Source organism: Pseudoalteromonas sp. S4741, assembly GCF_005886135.1.
In the GTDB taxonomy this organism is placed as follows: Bacteria; Pseudomonadota; Gammaproteobacteria; order Enterobacterales; family Alteromonadaceae; genus Pseudoalteromonas; species Pseudoalteromonas tetraodonis.
The window spans coordinates 1-17,941 of the sequence record NZ_PNCN01000011.1; the positions used below are offsets into that span (position 1 = coordinate 1).

General features: G+C 36.6%; 19 protein-coding genes, 1 tRNA gene and 2 pseudogenes. 17 read left to right on the forward strand and 5 right to left on the reverse strand.

Annotated elements, in window-relative coordinates; all coding sequences use genetic code 11:
* The first annotated feature begins 79 nt into the window (after positions 1–79).
* Both CWC30_RS01400 and CWC30_RS01405 read left to right on the forward strand, forming a co-directional pair.
* Positions 80–241: a transposase domain-containing protein gene (locus tag CWC30_RS01400; protein ID WP_502704746.1), complete on the forward strand. Its 162-nt coding sequence runs from the start codon at positions 80–82 to the stop codon at positions 239–241.
* Positions 237–824: pseudogene (locus CWC30_RS01405) on the forward strand (GGDEF domain-containing protein); the annotation flags it as partial. The gene CWC30_RS01400 and the pseudogene CWC30_RS01405, both read left to right, overlap by 5 nt.
* Positions 825–882: 58 nt before the next feature.
* Here the strand turns inward: CWC30_RS01405 and suhB are convergent.
* Positions 883–1,686 carry an inositol-1-monophosphatase gene (gene suhB, locus CWC30_RS01410; protein WP_069439886.1) on the reverse strand — a complete coding sequence of 268 codons (804 nt, stop codon included), beginning with the start codon at positions 1,684–1,686 and terminating at the stop codon, positions 883–885.
* Positions 1,687–1,922: 236 nt separating this feature from the next.
* Between suhB and CWC30_RS01415 the strand changes: the two are divergent.
* Positions 1,923–2,339: pseudogene (locus CWC30_RS01415) on the forward strand (VOC family protein).
* Between the two features lie 46 nt (positions 2,340–2,385).
* On the opposite strand, the gene CWC30_RS01420 reads toward CWC30_RS01415, so the two are convergent.
* Positions 2,386–3,051 carry a LiaF domain-containing protein gene (locus CWC30_RS01420; RefSeq protein ID WP_138626231.1) on the reverse strand — a complete coding sequence of 222 codons (666 nt, stop codon included), beginning with the start codon at positions 3,049–3,051 and terminating at the stop codon, positions 2,386–2,388.
* 313 nt (positions 3,052–3,364) lie between these two features.
* Here CWC30_RS01420 and CWC30_RS01425 point away from each other — a divergent pair, with 313 nt between their 5' ends.
* The 6 genes from CWC30_RS01425 (at position 3,365) to CWC30_RS01450 (ending at position 8,121) form a co-directional block, all read left to right on the forward strand.
* Positions 3,365–3,934, forward strand: coding sequence for a BON domain-containing protein (locus CWC30_RS01425; protein WP_036980268.1), 570 nt, complete (start codon positions 3,365–3,367; stop codon positions 3,932–3,934).
* A 64-nt stretch (positions 3,935–3,998) separates the two neighbouring features.
* Positions 3,999–4,157 carry a YqaE/Pmp3 family membrane protein gene (locus tag CWC30_RS01430; protein ID WP_008466367.1) on the forward strand — a complete coding sequence of 53 codons (159 nt, stop codon included), beginning with the start codon at positions 3,999–4,001 and terminating at the stop codon, positions 4,155–4,157.
* Between the two features lie 278 nt (positions 4,158–4,435).
* A tRNA-Ile gene (locus CWC30_RS01435) sits at positions 4,436–4,512 on the forward strand.
* A 175-nt stretch (positions 4,513–4,687) separates the two neighbouring features.
* Positions 4,688–5,743: an SAP domain-containing protein gene (locus CWC30_RS01440; RefSeq protein WP_138626232.1), complete on the forward strand. Its 1,056-nt coding sequence runs from the start codon at positions 4,688–4,690 to the stop codon at positions 5,741–5,743.
* A gap of 316 nt (positions 5,744–6,059) precedes the next feature.
* Positions 6,060–7,025 carry a DUF4917 family protein gene (locus CWC30_RS01445; protein ID WP_138626233.1) on the forward strand — a complete coding sequence of 322 codons (966 nt, stop codon included), beginning with the start codon at positions 6,060–6,062 and terminating at the stop codon, positions 7,023–7,025.
* Positions 7,026–7,131: 106 nt separating this feature from the next.
* A complete protein-coding gene (locus CWC30_RS01450) occupies positions 7,132–8,121 on the forward strand; it encodes an ATP-binding protein (protein ID WP_138626234.1) in 990 nt (329 codons plus the stop codon).
* 223 nt (positions 8,122–8,344) lie between these two features.
* Here the strand turns inward: CWC30_RS01450 and CWC30_RS01455 are convergent, their stop codons facing one another.
* Positions 8,345–9,226, reverse strand: a complete 882-nt coding sequence (locus CWC30_RS01455) for a site-specific integrase (protein WP_138626235.1) — start codon at positions 9,224–9,226, stop codon at positions 8,345–8,347.
* A complete protein-coding gene (locus CWC30_RS01460; protein WP_109874061.1) occupies positions 9,219–9,440 on the reverse strand; it encodes a hypothetical protein in 222 nt (73 codons plus the stop codon). The genes CWC30_RS01455 and CWC30_RS01460 overlap by 8 nt, the downstream gene beginning before the upstream one ends.
* A gap of 617 nt (positions 9,441–10,057) precedes the next feature.
* On the opposite strand from CWC30_RS01460, the gene CWC30_RS01465 reads away from it, so the two are divergent.
* A complete protein-coding gene (locus tag CWC30_RS01465) occupies positions 10,058–12,019 on the forward strand; it encodes a retron Ec67 family RNA-directed DNA polymerase/endonuclease (protein WP_171034670.1) in 1,962 nt (653 codons plus the stop codon).
* Between the two features lie 74 nt (positions 12,020–12,093).
* Here the strand turns inward: CWC30_RS01465 and CWC30_RS01470 are convergent, their stop codons facing one another.
* Positions 12,094–12,360 (reverse strand): helix-turn-helix domain-containing protein, encoded by a 267-nt coding sequence (locus CWC30_RS01470; RefSeq protein WP_138626237.1) that lies wholly within the window; start codon positions 12,358–12,360, stop codon positions 12,094–12,096.
* 77 nt (positions 12,361–12,437) lie between these two features.
* Here CWC30_RS01470 and CWC30_RS01475 point away from each other — a divergent pair, with 77 nt between their 5' ends.
* The 7 genes from CWC30_RS01475 to CWC30_RS01500 all read left to right on the forward strand — a co-directional run bounded on the left by CWC30_RS01475 (position 12,438) and on the right by CWC30_RS01500 (position 17,935).
* Complete coding sequence (locus CWC30_RS01475; protein ID WP_138626238.1) at positions 12,438–12,683, forward strand: hypothetical protein; 246 nt, start codon at positions 12,438–12,440, stop codon at positions 12,681–12,683.
* Between the two features lie 55 nt (positions 12,684–12,738).
* Entirely contained in the window at positions 12,739–13,035 is a 297-nt protein-coding gene (locus CWC30_RS01480; protein WP_249929806.1) for a hypothetical protein, read from the forward strand.
* Positions 13,036–13,788: 753 nt separating this feature from the next.
* Positions 13,789–14,016, forward strand: coding sequence for a helix-turn-helix transcriptional regulator (locus tag CWC30_RS01485; protein WP_090493663.1), 228 nt, complete (start codon positions 13,789–13,791; stop codon positions 14,014–14,016).
* A complete protein-coding gene (locus CWC30_RS01490; RefSeq protein WP_090493665.1) occupies positions 14,016–14,882 on the forward strand; it encodes a hypothetical protein in 867 nt (288 codons plus the stop codon). Before CWC30_RS01485 ends, CWC30_RS01490 begins: the two co-directional genes overlap by 1 nt.
* A gap of 241 nt (positions 14,883–15,123) precedes the next feature.
* Positions 15,124–15,468: a hypothetical protein gene (locus CWC30_RS01495; RefSeq protein WP_090493667.1), complete on the forward strand. Its 345-nt coding sequence runs from the start codon at positions 15,124–15,126 to the stop codon at positions 15,466–15,468.
* Positions 15,469–15,690: 222 nt separating this feature from the next.
* On the forward strand, positions 15,691–15,855 hold the full coding sequence (locus CWC30_RS18340; protein ID WP_171034671.1) for a hypothetical protein: 165 nt from the start codon (positions 15,691–15,693) through the stop codon (positions 15,853–15,855).
* Between the two features lie 55 nt (positions 15,856–15,910).
* Positions 15,911–17,935, forward strand: coding sequence for a C39 family peptidase (locus CWC30_RS01500; RefSeq protein ID WP_090493669.1), 2,025 nt, complete (start codon positions 15,911–15,913; stop codon positions 17,933–17,935).
* Positions 17,936–17,941: the final 6 nt, after the last annotated feature.

The window sequence follows — 17,941 nt, forward strand, 5'->3', positions numbered from 1 at the left end:
ATCACAACTTGAATCCATCTCTTCATTATTAACTGATGTACATACACTAGATAAACTTAAACAGGTTCTTGACCCTGATATTCTTGAACAAGCATTTAAACATGCAGGTGTTGCTACTGTGCGTAAAAGGCGATTACCGCTAGAAGCTATTATGTGGTCTGTAATTGGAATGAGTTTATTCCGAAACGAAACCGTTTGGGATATCACTAATAGACTCGACATCTCTTTAATAGCCTATTAGCCACGCCCAACATGCTAACCCTCTAACCATGTTACCGGGTAATGTGGCAATTAGTGAAATAATAGAGCAGCGTCTGCAACATAAACAGCCATTTTCACTAGCCTATATCGATTTAAATCATTTTAAACAATTTAACGATTTGTATGGTTACGCCAGTGGGGACAGCGTGATAAAACTTCTGGCCGATGTGACTGTAAAAGCGTGTGCGCACAGCGCTAACTTTGTCGGGCATATTGGTGGCGATGACTTTATGGTGGTGTTTGAAAAAAAAGATGCGGTGGAGGTTTGTAATACCATTATCACGCAATTTAAACTGCAGTCACGCGTATTTTTTACGCCAGAGCATATTGCTGAAAAAGGGTATTGGACAACTAATCGAGAGGGCGAAAAGCAGTTTGTACCTTTACTTACACTATCGATAGGTTTAGTTGAGCCGGATCTGCAGCAGTGTAAAAATAGCCATCAAGTAGCGGCATTAGCCACAGATGCTAAAAAAGCAAAACGTTATCGTCACAGCTACTTATTTATTTGTAATCGAAAAAGGCCAGCACCCGCTGTTGTGCGTTTATCCAATAGTAAAAAAGTGGCTAACAAAAAGCAAAAAAGGAGCCTAGGCTCCTTTTTTAAGTGCGGTATTACGATTAACGTAATAACGACTCAGATAATACTGGGCGCATTTCACGAACAATCGCTTGTGTTAGCTTAGGTGCACCACAAATAACGTTACCGCTCACGTTGTAGTTATTACCGCCAGCAAAATCAACAACCATGCCGCCAGCTTCTTTAACTAATAGCTCGCCTGCTGCTGTATCCCACGGTTTTAAACCAATTTCAAAGAAACCATCAACACGACCCGCTGCAACATACGCCATATCAAGTGCTGCAGAACCTGCTCGACGAATATCAGCGGTATGTACGAATAATGCTTTAAACGCTTCAGAATAGGCATCTAAGTGGTGTTTTTGTTTGAAAGGGAAACCTGTTGCAAGAATAGAACCTGCAAGTTCAACCGTTTTAGATACACGTAAACGTTTGCTATTTAACTGTGCGCCTTGACCACGAGAAGCGGTGAAAAGTTCGCCTCGAATTGGATCGTAAATTACGGCTTGGTCTAAACGACCTTTAACTTTAAGTGCAATAGATACTGCGAAATGAGGGATACCCTTAATGAAGTTAGTTGTGCCATCAAGTGGGTCAACAATCCATTGGTAATCAGCATCCTTACCTTTGTGTTCGCCTAACTCTTCACCAACGATGCAGTGATCAGGGTAAGAACGTAAAATAGTGTCACGAATTACGGCTTCGGCTTCTTTATCAATGTTCGTAACTAAATCATTAGTGCCTTTTTGTTGCACTTCAACTTTTGATAAGTCTTCACTTGCACGAAGAATAAGCTTGCCTGCGTTACGCGCAGCGCGAACCGCAATGTTTAACATTGGATGCATGGTATTACCTTTGGGTTGTAAAAGAACGTTTATATATTTAAGCCGGCGTATTTTAGCGGTTTTTGCCATAAAGTAAACCATAAAGCCTAAATACTTGTGAGTGTTTTTTGTACAGGCATGATCTTTCAATATATTTATTGGAATGAAAACAGGCAATAAATTTGTAAATTAGCGCTTTACCTAAAGTTAACTTGAGGTTTTATGATGTTCTATGTTCAATTAATAGGAAGAAAGTTATGAAATTAGAACACGTAAATTTAGTTGTTAGTGACATAAACGCCATGCTTAAGTTTTACCAAGCAGCGTTTCCCTATTGGTCAATTAGAAGTGGGGGGGGGAAGGAACCTGATATGGCAAACCAAGACGCTGGGTACATTTTGGTGATAACGATCAATATATTGCTATAAGCGATCATGGGGAAGGGGAAACTGCGACCTATCAGGACATCAAGTTGGTTTGGCACACTTTGCCTATGTAACCAATAACTTAAATGCAGTAATAGCGCGCCTAAAACATGCGGGCTTTGCAATAAGTAAAGAAGGTGCTGTAAATCCATTTAGAAAAAATTTTATTATATTGACCCTGCAGGGTTTGAGGTTGAGTTTGTAGAGTACATGAGTGATGTACCTAGTGAACGAAATAACGACTTATAATATGAATGAAGCCAACTATTATGGCTTCATTCAATGTTTAGCATATTTAATAATGTTTACCATTCATGCCAAGTTGAGTTTTTAGATCATTTGCAAAGTTAATAAATTTTTCTTTAATAGTGCGTTTAACTTTAACTTCCACAGAGCCTAAAACAGTTTTTCCTTCAATGTGAATCGTTGGCCCTTGGCGCTTATTTAGTGACACTTTTTTATTTTCAAAACTGCCTAAAATACAAAACATTTTAGAAACTACATTAACGTGCTCTGGTACATATATTTCTTCGCTGCCAAAATAACAATTAACGTGAATAGTGACATGTTGGTGGGTAAAAATAGCATCCGTAAAATCAAGATTGACTGACCCCATGTAGTTTTCTATGTAAATGTTTTGAGGAACTACCCATTGGCCGCTTCGTTCACTCGAACCAAGAATGCTTCTTAATGTAAGTGGCTCTTCATCAGTCTCATGCTGCGCGCTATAATTAGGTGCAAATTGAGAGTGCTTTTGCGCCTTATATTGCTGGTCAGTATTTAAGGTTAAATCTTCAACGAGATCCATAAGTGCTTTATTGTCACTCGCTGCCATGGCGTCGTCTAAGCGCCTTTCAAATGCTTCTACAGAAATAACACCATGGCTGTAGTTATAAATGAGCTGATCAATCACTTGCTCACGAACTTGCTCAATAGGGCGGTCTTCAATTTTAACAGACATTTAAATTATCCTTTTATGGTTGCTGGTTATTTCAAAGCAAGCCTTATACCAAATACTAAATTTTTTAAATTCAGTGGTTTATGATTTTTGGTTTTTGATTCTTTATTATATTAACGACAGATTAACCAAATATACAATTATTTAGTAAGTTTCGCTATTCGAGAAACTTTTACGCAATAGTCTGTAAATGTTTACTTAGTAGGTTTAAGCCAATATCTACTATTTTAAAATAACTTATTGAAATTAAAGGTTAAAAAATGTTGGCCCGATGCTCGCATTAGCTTAAGTGTCTTTAATCAAAAGGAGAACGATTATGAAAACATTTAATAAGTCTATGATTGCAGCCCTAGTATTAGGAACAACCGCAATGGGCGCTCAGGCAAGCAGTTGGGAAAACGAAAGCAAAGATGCTTGGATTGATGGGAAAGCAGAAACAGTATTGCTTATGAACACCAATCTAAATAACTTTGATATCAACACGGACGTAAAAAACGGCAAGGTAATGCTAACAGGTAAAGTAAACAGCGAATTAGATAAAGAGCTTGCTGAAGAACTCGTGCTAAGCCTAGATGGTGTAACTGACGTTGAAAACAGTCTAACTGTGGTAAAAAACACCGACATGAAGAAGCATGATTCTAAAATGATGGGTAACGACACTGAAAGTGATTTAACCGATGCTAAAATCACTACAGTGATTACAACACGTTACTTATTTGATTCTGAAGTAGGTGGTACAGACATTGATGTTGATACCGATAATGGTGTGGTAACTCTAAAAGGTACAGTTGAGTCTGATGCTGAAAAGCAATTAGCGATGGAAATTGCTAAAAACGCTGAAGATGTTCGCAAGGTAGTGGATGAATTAACTGTTATTGCAGAATAATACACTATACTAAAGCCCAGCCCTGCTGGGCTTTTTGCTTTGCTAACATTATAAGGATTAAATTATGGATATCATTAGAATTATTTTTTCTATTTTATTACCACCACTGGGTGTGTTTTTACAGGTAGGACTAGGGATGCATTTTTGGTTAAATATTTTGCTAACCTTACTCGGCTATTTCCCTGGATTAATTCATGCGATTTATATTATCGCCAAAAAATAATACCCTATCGCAGTAATACATTTAATACTGAGTTGCTAATTGCCATCGTAAGGTACGTGTATTAGTTACTCAGACTACTATTATTTAATGAGTTCGTTTCCTCAACGTCACCATCAATAAATCTAAAAGCTTACTATTTGAGCAGTTAGCCCTTTGATTGTTAAAATAAAGCTTTTTGCTAGTGACAAGCCCCTAAAAACTTTTTATACTGCAACCCGCTTTAGTCGCTCTGTGGCTAAACGCTTCAAAAAATTAACTGCTTACAGTTATACAAAGATGGCCCCTTAGCTCAGTTGGTTAGAGCACACGACTCATAATCGTTAGGTCCCCAGTTCGAGTCTGGGAGGGGCCACCACTTTTCAAAGCTTTCCAAGTAAACACCTACTAACCGAAATTACCCTGTGCTACCTCTGTGCTACTTTTAGTATAGCGGAAAACATCTCTATATGCTTGATATGATTAATCCCTTACCTTTTACTGAGCTTCACTTCTAAGCAGGAAAGCTTGTTGCTATATGATTGGACATTGTTTTGCTTGATAGTGGTCAACATTTAGGTAAATCATTTTCCCATCAAGTCAATGCTATAATATTTATCGTTCTAAGCAATAGGAAGGGAATGATGGATACTAACGAATACTACTTTCTAAAGAGCTTTTTAAAACCTAAAAGCTTATCGAAAGTGTTGAGTATGAGAGATTGGACTAGTTACTTAGGTCGTGATGCAGAGCTCGCTTTAATTAAATATGAAAAAGAGGGGGTTTTACAGTCAGCTAATACTCAGGAAGTTGTCACAGCGACTTATTCTGCTCCAAAGTTAAAAAATATTTCTCAAAACCTTAACCTGCCAACTTCTGGTACAAAACCTGTTTTAGTTCGTAGGATTTTGGAAGCAGCACCAAATTATTTTAATGGTAATTCATTAGAACATGATTTTTTGGTTTGTTCCTGTGAGGGAGCGAAACAAATTGAAGCTAAAGAACAAATCATTAAAAATGAAATGTTTGCTGCAATTGAGCTATCAGTAAATCAAGCTCAAAATAGAAACTTTGAAGATGCTTTTGAGCCAGTTAGGAAACATCAACTGAGTTTACCATTTCCATCAGGCTTAGGAGTTGACTGGTCTAATTTTGGTGGTTCAAGAGAGGTTTTTATAATTAATAATATTCTTGATGATTGGCCACTCATTCTTTCTGAGATACATCCTGATTTAAAGCCTATAGTGCGTCAAGGAGCAATCAGTATGTTTCTTTGGGGGTTAAAGCTGGGTGATGAATTAAGAAAGAAATTAGCTAGCAATGGAACTCACTTGGACCCTGATGGCGTATGTCGCATGATGTTATTCTTTGCACAAAACAAGTTTCGTATCTTTGATGCTAAATTAAAGTCTCAAGAACTTGGTATGCCGTATATCATGAAAACTATGCGGTTCGAAGGGGACTTTTGCTCTGCATGTGAAAAGCATAGGGTTGGGGATTATAGTCTAAGCGAAGTTCCGGAAATTCCGTTAGCTGACTGTCGGTGTAAAGGTGGTTGTACCATATCACTATCTGAGGCTCTTGATATAAACAAAATCACTACAACGTGAAAGACCTCGAAGGTGAGTAGTTCATATTTAATCCGGCAGTGCTAGTGAATTGGTTTGACTGTATCTGAGAGACTGCGTTGAGCGAGATATAATCATCCAGGAGATTTGCGTCAGTTAAGTAAGGCTAAGCTAAGAGAATATTTTCCCCTTTTCTATATGACGTAATCCCCATCCCTAAGAATATAATATAACTAGCAATGACTTATGCTTTTTGCTATTAATAAAAGCTCATAAAATAAGGATGTTTTCGCGCTAAAATTGGGAAAAATCCTCCGATAAAGCGGTTATGTGGCTATTGTAATTTCAAGGATGTGTCGTGATCAAAATTTGGAGTGATATCGAAAACCTTAATTGGGAAAACCTGTTATTGGGTAATGGATTTAGCATAGGAGTGAGCCCAAACTTTAAGTATGACTCATTGCTCAATGTTGCTGATGTCCAAAATGTAGGAATGTACCCTCATGCTCGAGGCTTATTCGATGAAGAAAAAATTGGAACAACAAATTTTGAAGAGGTTTTAAGAGTTATTTATCATGCTTATCTAGTGAATTTCTGGAATGTTGATGCGATTAAATCCCTGTATTTAAATGTCCGAAGATCTCTTATAAGGGCAGTAAAAGTTTCTCATGTAGACTATGAAGATGTAAATGTAGAACAAATTGAAAAGGTTTTATCTGGTTATAGGAAAATATTTACAACTAATTATGACCTAATACCTTATTGGTCAATAATGAGTAATTCCTTCAATGGATATTGTGATTACTTCTGGAATGAAGGATGCTCGTTCAATCCAAATAATACAGATATATGGAGGCGTCTTACGGCAATTTATTATTTGCACGGTGCGATCCATTTAAGAACGGAACCAGACGGAACGATTACAAAAGTCAGAGCGACGGGCGAGACGTCAATTAAAAAAATTATTGGTGAGAATGATCTAAAAAATATTCCTTTATTTATATCTGAAGGCAAGTCTGAAATAAAATTAAGGCGAATACGTGAAAATGACTACCTAAGCTTTTGTTATAATCAGTTGATGAAATTGAATGATAGCTTACTGGTTTATGGGCATGGTTTAGATAAAGAGTATGATGAACATGTTTTGAAAGCCATAAGATCAAGTTCAGTGAGAAAACTAGCAATAAGTGTTTTTTCAGGTATGCGACAAGAAGATAAAATTGTTTTTGTTAGCAATATAGATGCTTTTTTTGCAGATTCTGGTATTGAGCTTCATTTCTTTGAATCTGAGACACACCCTTTATCATTGAATCTGGCAGCATAACAAGCTGCAGCAACGGACTCGTCAACCTGTAACCTGTTTTGCATACTGCTAAGCAAGCCTTAGCTGTCTTTCAGGGCATAGCTTCACCAAAGGACTTGGAAAAATAATGAAGTATATCTATTTCCCCACAAGATTTGATCGGGATACATTATCACCATTTTTTGATGAACTAGATCAAAATTTGAAAGTCGATGATATATGTATCGATTGCACAACTTTAAAATACTCTTGTCCTACAGCTATGTTAGTTGCGGGTTCAAAAATTAGAGAGTGGATTACATATCGGCGAGAGAATAAATTGAATACTCGTAAATATGGTCATGAAGCTAACTCCAATGTTCATTCATATTTAAGGCACTTAGGCTTTTTTGATTTCATTACTATGGGAGGCGGAAATAAAGTTGGTGAGGCACAGGGTTCATCTTCATATTTGCCTATAACTAAAATACCCAAACCAAAATTTGATGAGTCGACTCAAGATATTGAAGAATGGTATAGCAGCATTATGTCTGTTGTAAGAGGGTTGGCCAGAGTTGTTTCTGGAACTGTTGAAGATACACAGGAAAATAGATTATATAATTATGCTTTTCGTGAAGTTATTCGTAATGTATTTGAACATTCAGGTGCAAATGAGTGTTATGTTTGTGGTCAGCGCTGGTATAACGGGCATGTAGAAATTGCTGTAATAGATGAGGGAGTAGGAATACCTGATTCACTTAGAAGTTCATTTGATGTTACAACTGATTCTGAAGCATTATTACAGGCTATTAAACCAGGTATATCTCGTACTAGTAATATAGATGACTCCTTAAATACATACGATAATTCGGGCTTTGGTTTGTATATATTAAGTGAAATAGCATCTTCATTTGGCTGGTTTGTTCTAGGTAGTGGTCAATCTCGTATTATTGGCTACCAGGGAAATACAGACGTCGAAGACTTGTGCTTTAAAGGAACATACTTTGGAATGAGGTTAAATAAAGCTCCAAGCCAATTCAGCTCTTTACTTGATGATATAATTTTAGTTGGTGAGGAAGAAGCTAAAGCAAGTGGTATAACTAAAAAAGCTTCTGGTATGTCTAAGTTAGCACTATAGAAAGCAAACAATTCCGCGCTACTTTTTAAGGCGGAACGGATGTCTATTCATGGCACAAACAGCTCTTTACCGTCAGATTTAATATAACTCTAAAAATCAAACCTGACAGATTGAGTTAAGATTTATTCAGTTAATGCTTATAGTAATTTTATATTCGGTAAAGCTTTATGCTCCTGATAAACTTAATAGCTTTTAACTATAATTTATAGCAACGGAAACAGGGTTACCTTAAATAAATTTCAGTAATTTCAGCCCTGAAATGACCTAGCTCTTGCGATACAGTTTCGAGAGCAGTTGCTCTACTTAAACCTAAACTTTTTAGCTCAGCCATTCTCTCTTGCGCATAGCTATGCCTAAGGCCATGACCGCCATTAGAAAAAAAGAGTGTGCGGCTAGATGCTTTCGAGAATGAGCATGACCATTTATGACCACCACCAATATCATAACGTTGCAAATAGTTAATTTCCCTATCACGAACCGTTATAGGCTGTGCTAAGCGCCTTTGTTCCAGCTGTATAGCTAATGCGTTAGGTATTAATACCTCTCGGATTAGGCCGCCTTTGCCTTTCACTGTATAAATACAACCTTCTCGACCAAGCCATTTGCTGTCTAGCGCTGGACGGCTATCAGCTTTTCGCTCTGATACTCTGGCAATTGTTAAAAGTTCATGAGCTCTTAACCCTGCTGCGTAGGCTATTTGTGTAGATAAATTATATTTTCTAGTTTGATGTTCACTGATTGCGTGAGCTTGAGCAGGAGTATATGCGCGAGACTTTTCGATTATCTCTTTTTCGGATTTTATTACGGTCAGCGTTTCTTTAGGGCCAAGTTTGCCACTGAGCTTAAACATAGCTTGAATTGCTTGCCGTTCCATATCCAACGTTTTTTGACCAGCAAACTCACTGCGGTAATCAAGATATTTATAAGCATCTTGAAGGCTCATACCCTGTACACCATTAATTCCAATATCTTTTGACCACCGAGCTATTTTTATAAGTGCAGCTTTATAACTTCGAGCAGTACCTAGAGATTTAATAATTTTGTGCTTAAATAAGTTTTTAGCTAGCTTTTCCGCTTGCGTTTCTGGTTTTGCGAACTTAGGCATTTTTATCAACCCACCGTTTTACAGTTGTCCAATGTGCTCTCACTCCTTTACGCAAGAGCCATCTTTGTAGGTTGGCTATATTCGTATCTTCTTCGTAAAGAGCCAGAAGTCGTTGTTTATGTTTATCGAGCTTGGATGGCTTAAATCGTTTTTTACTGATCAATTTTTTCTCATTTTTTAGGCGTAATGCTTCTGCTTTAGCATTAAAGGTCATAGTTATTCTCCGGTGTGATTGTAAGAAAAACTGGCTGATTAAGCTCAGCGGCTAACGCCTATTCGCCCCTGTTTTACGCATGCGTAAGGCTCGGACTGATCGCGCCTAAAAATCAAAAGACTTGGTTTTATAATGAAGCTGAAAGCTTCTGAAGTGGGGGTTACAGAGAATGTAACAACGTGTTGAAGGCAGCAGGAAAGCGCCTGTTTTTTTCTTGCCCGTAGGGCTTGATTAACATTTAGATTAGCAGCTTTAATTAATATTTCAATCTGCAAATAAAAATCTGCGTATAAGATGCTCTAGAGCCCATACCCCGCTATGTTCAAGCCTATTTTAGGCTACTACATAGCGGGGTATGGGCGAAGTCCAGAAAAGAGGAGGCAATTGCTCATGATGCCTCATTTATATTTTATTGAATTATAGTAATATTTTTGATATTTTCGAAACGCTTACGGGCAGATTTGGACTGCGCATCGCAGTTTTTGATTTATATGTTACTTTGTGTTTGCTACCTTATCGGCTCGTCCGGGTATGTTGACGATTCATCCTATCATCATTTCGCAAAAGAGTGCCCGTAAGCCCTCTATATTTAATAACTAGCCTAAAGGATTAAATGGTTGTCACAGCTCGAAGCTCTTCGAAAAAGTAAATCAATTAATGATTTAGCCCCTATTCTAGGTTATAAGCCAAAGTCTCTCGCGTTTATCTTATTCAAAATACCCGATCAAGATAAATATACCTGCTTTAATGTTGCAAAAAAGTCAGGGGGTAAAAGAGCGATATCGAAGCCGTGTGATAAATTAAAAGCGCTTCAAAGAAAGTTAGCCGATCTATTATACTCATGCTCGGATGAGTTAAAGCCTATAAACCAGAGTATAAAATCCTTCAAAGGAGGTAATAAGCAAATACCTCTGTCTGAAAGAGCTAAAAAATCAATTTCTCACGGCTACGAAAAAGGATTGTCTATAGCATCAAATGCTTCTATGCATACAAATAAACGTTATGTTTATAACATAGACATTAAGTCATTTTTTCCTTCTTTTAATTTTGGTCGTGTAAGAGGTTTTTTTATAAAAAATAAAAACTTTAGGTTACATCCAAAAGTTGCAACTCTGATTGCGCAAATAGCTTGTTTTGAAAATGAGTTGCCTCAAGGTAGTCCTGCCTCGCCAGTTATTTCAAATCTCATTTGTAAAAGTTTAGATATTGAGTTGTTGAGCATAGCCAAGAGGTATAGCTGTATTTACACTAGATATGTTGATGATTTAACATTTTCAACAAATCAGAAATTGTTCCCTAAAGAAATAGCAATAAAGCCTCGTTTTGGATTTGGGAGAGAGAATTGGCGACTAGGTAAGGAAGTAGAAGCGACAATAATCAAATCTGGATTTCAGATAAATACTAAAAAATGTCGAATGCAATACAAAACTTCTTCTCAGGAAGTTACTGGGCTTACTGTTAACAAAAAAGTAAATGTGCGTAATTTGTACTACAGAAATGTTAGGGCAATGGCTAATAGTCTGTTTAAATATGGTTTCTATTATCGACCAGCCCCTAGCACATCTAAAATTAGGGATGAGTCAAAAAAAAGCTTGTATCAACGTATTTACTCAATCTTCTTTCGACGGGTAGTCAGAGCGGCACCAACTAAAAAGAAAGTAAAACAAATAGAGTCAGCAGATCCGTTAATTGGAATGCTTGCTTATATTTTCAATATAAAGTCTTATCGTAATAAATTTGTACGTAGAGGTTTTAGACCTGATATTCATAATGGTATTAGGACAAAATCAAATGGAAGTATAACGTTTCCAACAGTTGATAGATCAGAGTCTTATGAAGATGATAACCACGTTATTGCTTTAGATGGCATTAAAAACCTTTATGGCAAAGTGCTGTTCTATAAGTATTTTTATGCTTTGGAAAAACCGCTGATCATAGGTGAGGGTAAGACAGATAATATTTATTTAAAATGTGCAATAGAGGGGCTTGCCAATACATTTCCTCAATTAGCTAAAAATAGCTCAGGCTCTCAGCAAGTTTCTTTCTTTAATAGAACGCCAACTAATACTGATATGTTAAGGCTTGCGGAAGGTACTCCAGGATTGGAGTATTTAATTAGTATTTATAAACGTTTTATGAGCTTTTATAAATGTGAAGGAAAACAACACCCTGTTATTTTTATAGTGGATAACGATGATGCGGGGCGTGGTTTTATTAATAAGGCTAGCAAAATTCGAGATCAAATTAGAAGTGCAAAAAAGGTTAAGACGCAAAGACACAAATACTATTATTTTGAAAACGTTTATATCGTCCCTATCCCCAAACAAAAGTTTAATGGAAATAAGGTAAAAGATATAGAAGATCTATTTGATGATTCAGTATTAGCAGAGAAGTTAGAAGGTAAATCTTTTTACAATAATAATAAAGGATTAGATACAAGTAAGCATTATGGTAAGGCCTACCTTTCTGAATATGTTATCAAACCCAATAAAAATAAAATAAACTTTAATGAATTTCAACCAATATTAGCAGATATAGCTGATATTATAAAAAGCTATGATAACAACAATCTTGACTAAGATTTGTCAAACTTTGCTAGTGAAAATAAAAAGTTCAAACCAGATAAAGTACAAGCCTGTAAGAAATATTAGTGCTACTCACTAAGCCAAATTAAAATTTTCACCGCTAAGTCATCCTCAATACAGTACAAGTAAGCCGTTGGCACTTCTAAAATATCAGACAGTGCTTTCACTGTTTTAAAGTCTGGAGAATGTACACCTTTTTCGTATTGGTTCATTCTTGCTGATGCCGCAAACTCATCCATTCCAGCTAAAATCCCTAACTGTTTTTGTGATAGCCCTTTGGCTTTTCTTGCTTCTTTTAATCGTTTTGGAAATGGTGATTCGTCATTAGTTTTCATTATTTATTATTCTTAACTTGAAAACTAAGAGTTTCTTAGCTTTAATTGAATCTAGATACTAAGGAATACTTAGTTTTATGCTTGTGTTGCAAATTGAGTTAAGAGGAATGAATATGCTTGAAACGTTTGTGTGTGTACTGGTCGGGGCTATCTACTTGCTGGTAAGTATATTTATAAGCGATGAGCAGTCGTCGAAAGAAAGCGAGCAACTAGATCAATTGAATGATGGTATGGGCAATATTATCGCTGATGGTGAATTTATGTCGCGTGAAGAAGCTGAAGATGCTCAATCACGTGGTGAGCTTTACGACACCTATTACTAATCACTTAAAGAATAGGGGAGCAAAATTAGGCATGCCTAATTTTAAGGAGCAATTTATGCTACTTTTAGATCTATACAAAAATGTTGAGCTAAGGCCATTCATCCCAGTAGTCGTTGAGTTTCAAAGCCGCTTGGCTGGTATCGAAGCTGAATGTGAACCATTAGGGCTATCATTTGAGAAAGAAGTGCAATCAGAGCAAGAAATGTTTTTTGCTTTGATTTCTCAAAAAGCGCTGGCTTTCGATGTAACAAATGAAATGGGCGAGGTTTGGGATATTAAATTAGAGCCTTTCAGTCATTTTAAATCTCGAAGCAAAAAAATTACTTTCCCCTTCATGGGTTGTAATGAGTAGAAGCAACAAAATATTAGTGAGTGGATTATTGCTTTGTGTAATTGGGAGGGATCTTTTCTATACTCAAGTGCAAGGCATTAGCAGAGATTGCAGTTATGACAATATACGAATGGTTTCAAATGTGGATTTTAATGGTGTTAGCGATTCGCGCTACTCGACGTTACGACAAGCTGAAAAATGATCTTTTTGCAGCAATTAAAGAAGGCAGGGTTTAAACATGGCTCCTTTGTTAGTTGGTTGCGCTTTGATTCTAAGTCTTGTGATCTTCTTCGCTGTTTTGTTTTATCTTAAAAATAATAGTTAGTGCACCTACCCAAAGATGCACAGTTAATTACTATTAATTATTCACTTTACAATACACCTAAAGAAGAAATGGTTTGAGAAATATGCTCAATTTTAGAGCTAACAAGGTGACTGGGGAAAACTAAAAATATCAGCATTAGCCAGTATCTTCGAGTTAAATTTATTTGTAGCTTATAAACATTATCTTCTTTGTTCAGTTCTATAATCTTACAGTAATTCTTATTTTTTTCTTTGTTCTTAATTGGCACTTCGTCGGCTCCTTAGTTTTAACCGACTTCTTAACTTAATAATATTTTTTCGGAATACAACAGTTTTTTCTTCTAATACTGTTTTTATATACATGCTGTATATAAAAAAGGGTATTGCATGTTGGGGTAGCTTTTTTGAGAAATTAGTAACTTTATTCCCATAATAGTAAGGCATTCCATAAATTAGTAACCGGAGTGCTTTATGCCAAAAATCAAACCTCAATTTTATACAGCAGATGAAGTTGCTATAGCTTTATGCTGCTCTAAGCAGACCTTATACAACAAGCTAAGTGAGAACAGGCAAGCAAAAGCGCGTCACTCACTGCCTCCTTATATCAAGCAAGGTGGTAAAACACTCTTTCCTATATCAGAGTTCCACCACTGGATTGAAACGCAGCCTTTAATTCGCTGCGAGGAGGTTCATTACTAATGGCCCTTTCTCATAACAGCATAGAAATAATCACCAACTGTCCTATCGAAGAGCGAACTTTTGGTTCATACCCCGCCTTTTTGATTGATCCATGTATTTTGCCCCTTAAAAAGCTTGAGCAATCCACTGTCAAAGGCTTTGGCAAATACAAAACTGTAATGTTGAGCAGTCCTCAAATTTTGCCGCATGGTCACTATGCAAGGTTGATCATTGCTCACCTAACAACACAAATCAGTAGAAGGCCAGAGCTTCCCTCATACGTCATAGCCAAATCTGTAAGTGAGCTATTTCAGCAAATAACAGGACAAGACAGTATATCAGGTGGCACATACGCTAATTTTTTACTCTCTCTCGAAAGAGTATTTGATACGACATTTACAGTTGTCCCGACTAATAAATCAAAAGACAGAATGCGAAGAAGGGGATTTTTCGCTGAGGCGGATAATTTGATCAACGATGAGTATGGTATTGGCTATTTCAATGCTAAATATAAACAGGTTCTCTATACCCCCTCGAACAGCTTTAAGGCGCTGATAGCAGATGATAAAAGCATTATTCCCATTGATTTAAGGTTCCTTCAACTTGCTCGAGCTAAAGACATTGTTCTCGCCCATGATCTCTACTTGTATCTCATACGACGAGGTTATGGACGTGAAAAAATTGTTTTTGTCCCTTGGGGGACCCTCCACAAAGATGTTTTTCCCTACCTAGACAGGCTTGCTCTGAGTAGATTCAAGCGGCGATTTTTGTGCGCTTTAGACTTCATTCTTGAATGCCATCCTCACTCAGGCATCCGTTTAGATAAAAAGGATAAAGGTATAGTCATTCCACCTAACAACTATCTACTTCGCGGTAGAGGAGGCTAGTGTATAGCTGCTTACAAATTATGTATAAGTAGTTGCTAGTAATGTCACTGGCGGACAAAAGTTTGTCACTGGCGAACAGTTTTATGTCACTGAGAACCAAATGTTTGTCACTGGCGTGCAAAAGTTTGTCACTGAAGGACAGTAGTACCAGTGCAGCCCTTTATTATCAAGGCCTCTAGCTCTCAGCTTAATACCTTAAATTCTCAATATCCAAAAATCTTATTATTAAGGACACTTAACTGTGAATAACAAAGCATATAAGTACGAAAAGTACATGAAGAAGCTGCCTTACATTAAAGACCTTCAGTTATACAAGGCTGTGGGGATGACTCTTTATCTTATCATTGATAAAAAAAGAACTTTAAAGTTTGCACTCTCTTCTGCAAGCATAAAGCATAATTTTAAGCCAAAAAAGCGAATTGAAGACCTTGTTCGAATCGCTCTCCCTGATGACTTCTTCGACAAAAGGCAAAGAGCTAATGCACCAAAAGAAAAACGGGAAGAGGCTGCCGTGAGGCACCAAATGTTCAAAGAAATGGACATTTTGGCACAGCTCCATCTAAAAGGTATATTTGGTCAAAGTTAGCAGTGGATAAATTATTGAATTGCATTTTACTTAAAATATAAGTACGAAAAGATAGTCTGAAGCTTGTACATGTTGTATTGAGCTGCTATTTTTTATTTGAAAGTAAAATTTTTTACTTTCTTCTAGTTGGCGATTACAAAAAAAATAATCCGCAGATATTGATAGAAAATACTTTGTCTGTATAATATTCGACCCAATTGAATCACAGAATAGGTTCTTAATATGACTTTTGAGAAGTTAGCAAAACTTGCAGGAAGCAAAGAGGCTGATAAAGAGATAGCCCGTGGTTTTAATAGCCGTCAAAACAAACGCGATAAAGCTTACTCAGAAAAAGCTCGTAATCAGACCCCTACAGATAAATTTTTTTCTCGTAGTTATAACCTTTAATCATCTCTGTGGATGAGAAGGCAGCTGCTAGGCTGCCTTTTTTGATGGAACAAAAATGCAGTCAGACTTCCTTCTATGTGAATTTGCCAAAGAAACTTTAAGTAATTTGGTAAAAGAGAGATTCGGTTCTGAATTTCCCGACATCAACTCTAAGTATCAAATAAAGTATTTATACCGTTATCTTTCAGACTTTAATGCTCAAACGATATTGCTTGAGCCAGATTATGTCGATCGGGACTTTTTAGAGGATTATTCAAGGTATTATGTAAAGTGCTTTAATCAGTATGGTGATCGATGTGCTAGGCTGCATTTTTTTTCTAAAGAAATAAACCACCCTGAGTTCCAATCTTATCTTCGTGAATATAATGAAGAAGAGCATGAACAATTACAGAAGGCTTACCTTGGGTTCATAGTCGTAAAACCATTACCCAAAACTTTTATTGGTAAATCTTGTTTAAGACTGTATGAAAGCTTTGTTGGTAGTGACAATAAAAAAGCTCTGAACCATAGATACAAAGTTAATTTATTTGGCCTAAATTTACATGTAGATACAGTAGCATTCCAAGAACAAGATAAAGTCGTATCAGCATGTGCAACTACTTCAATTTGGACTGCACTTCAAGCATTAGATAAGAATGACTTAAGAACAGTACCATCATCAAGCGAAATAACACTATCAGCAATCAACCACGTTGCCGATTCTCACAACAGTTTTCCTAATAATGGTTTAACTAATAAGCAAATCCTTCGTTCTTTAGATATACAAAAGCTAAGAAATCATAAGTTTAATATTGATACCTCAAAAGCTGAATCTGATAATTTTTTTAATATAGTTAAAAGTTATTTAAATAGTGACCTTCCTATTATTCTTGGTGTTGATGTGTACTGGAAAGAGGAGCAGGCTCAACTTGTAAGTGAGGGGCGAGGCCATGCAGTCACAGTTTTAGGATACAAGGAACATAACGATAAAAACTATCTATATATTCACGATGATAGGATTGGTCCTTTTGCAAGAGTACGAATAGTTAATGCTCCAAATCAAATTGCTTCAATAACAAAGAGTAAAGCTGAGTCGCCAATTGAATGGGGCCTTATTTTAGAAGAAAAAGATGATAATGGTAATTGGCAAGATGCAGATCAAGTTCTTATTCCAGATAGTTTGATAGTCCCAAACTATAGAAAAATTAGAATTCCATCTGAATATATTTCAAATACTTGTAATTCTCTAATTGAAGAGTACTTGGTTTACTATAAAAAACAAAAAAAAGATTGCCCTGAGGTCACTCATGAAATAGAGCTGGTTAGCTCAGCAGACTACAAAAGCAGTCTAATTCAACAGCCGGAAGTTGCCAATAAAGAAGCAATCTTGTGTAAGCCTCTAGCAAAATATATTTGGTGTGCCAAGTTCAAGAGCGGAAGCTTACATTTGTTTGATATATTATTCGACTCAACTGAAATCCCTCAGGGGGATGCCGTAGCTGGCATTTCCATATATAACCAAGCAGGTTTTGATGCTATTTCACGACCACTTAAAAATATCCTTGAGCATCAACCGTTACATGAGGATTACTCAGGCAAAGATTTCCTTGTCCCATTAATTCGTTCGTTTAAAGAAGAAAAAGATAACTACTTTGCTTACCTAGATAAGCAATTCGGTAAACCTAGGGCTCCAATACGAATTAATAGAGAGGAAATATCAGGCGGTCAATTACATAACCAAGCAGGGCTTAGTTATTATGGAAAGCAAGAAAAGTGCTTAGCTGATGATTTCGCTGAGCTGCTTAATACCTCTGATGAGGAATTTAGAATTTGGGTAATATCTATTGATGGTGCTTTATTGCTGGGTAAGGAAGTTGAAAGGCGAGGGCACCCAACTTTAACAGGATTTAAGTCTGCGCGTATCGGTGGTGAGCTGCATTATAAAGGTGGTAAATGGGTTATTAATTCAAAGTCTGGTCGGTATAGCTCAGGCTATGATAACGGCAATGAATTATTAGCAAATGCGAGGAATAAGTTTTTAGAAATATATTCGAGGCTTAATCCTGAAAATATTGAGATTGATGAATATCACCCAAAGTAAGTAACA

Coding starts and splice junctions, on each gene's coding strand:
- suhB (WP_069439886.1), bottom strand. CDS start 1,686: ATGCATCCAATGTTAAACATTGCGGTTCGCGCTGCGCGTAACGCAGGC.
- CWC30_RS01420 (WP_138626231.1), bottom strand. CDS start 3,051: ATGTCTGTTAAAATTGAAGACCGCCCTATTGAGCAAGTTCGTGAGCAA.
- CWC30_RS01425 (WP_036980268.1), top strand. CDS start 3,365: ATGAAAACATTTAATAAGTCTATGATTGCAGCCCTAGTATTAGGAACA.
- CWC30_RS01430 (WP_008466367.1), top strand. CDS start 3,999: ATGGATATCATTAGAATTATTTTTTCTATTTTATTACCACCACTGGGT.
- CWC30_RS01450 (WP_138626234.1), top strand. CDS start 7,132: ATGAAGTATATCTATTTCCCCACAAGATTTGATCGGGATACATTATCA.
- CWC30_RS01455 (WP_138626235.1), bottom strand. CDS start 9,226: ATGCCTAAGTTCGCAAAACCAGAAACGCAAGCGGAAAAGCTAGCTAAA.
- CWC30_RS01460 (WP_109874061.1), bottom strand. CDS start 9,440: ATGACCTTTAATGCTAAAGCAGAAGCATTACGCCTAAAAAATGAGAAA.
- CWC30_RS01470 (WP_138626237.1), bottom strand. CDS start 12,360: ATGAAAACTAATGACGAATCACCATTTCCAAAACGATTAAAAGAAGCA.
- CWC30_RS01475 (WP_138626238.1), top strand. CDS start 12,438: ATGCTTGTGTTGCAAATTGAGTTAAGAGGAATGAATATGCTTGAAACG.
- CWC30_RS01480 (WP_249929806.1), top strand. CDS start 12,739: ATGCTACTTTTAGATCTATACAAAAATGTTGAGCTAAGGCCATTCATC.
- CWC30_RS01485 (WP_090493663.1), top strand. CDS start 13,789: ATGCCAAAAATCAAACCTCAATTTTATACAGCAGATGAAGTTGCTATA.
- CWC30_RS01490 (WP_090493665.1), top strand. CDS start 14,016: ATGGCCCTTTCTCATAACAGCATAGAAATAATCACCAACTGTCCTATC.
- CWC30_RS18340 (WP_171034671.1), top strand. CDS start 15,691: ATGACTTTTGAGAAGTTAGCAAAACTTGCAGGAAGCAAAGAGGCTGAT.
- CWC30_RS01500 (WP_090493669.1), top strand. CDS start 15,911: ATGCAGTCAGACTTCCTTCTATGTGAATTTGCCAAAGAAACTTTAAGT.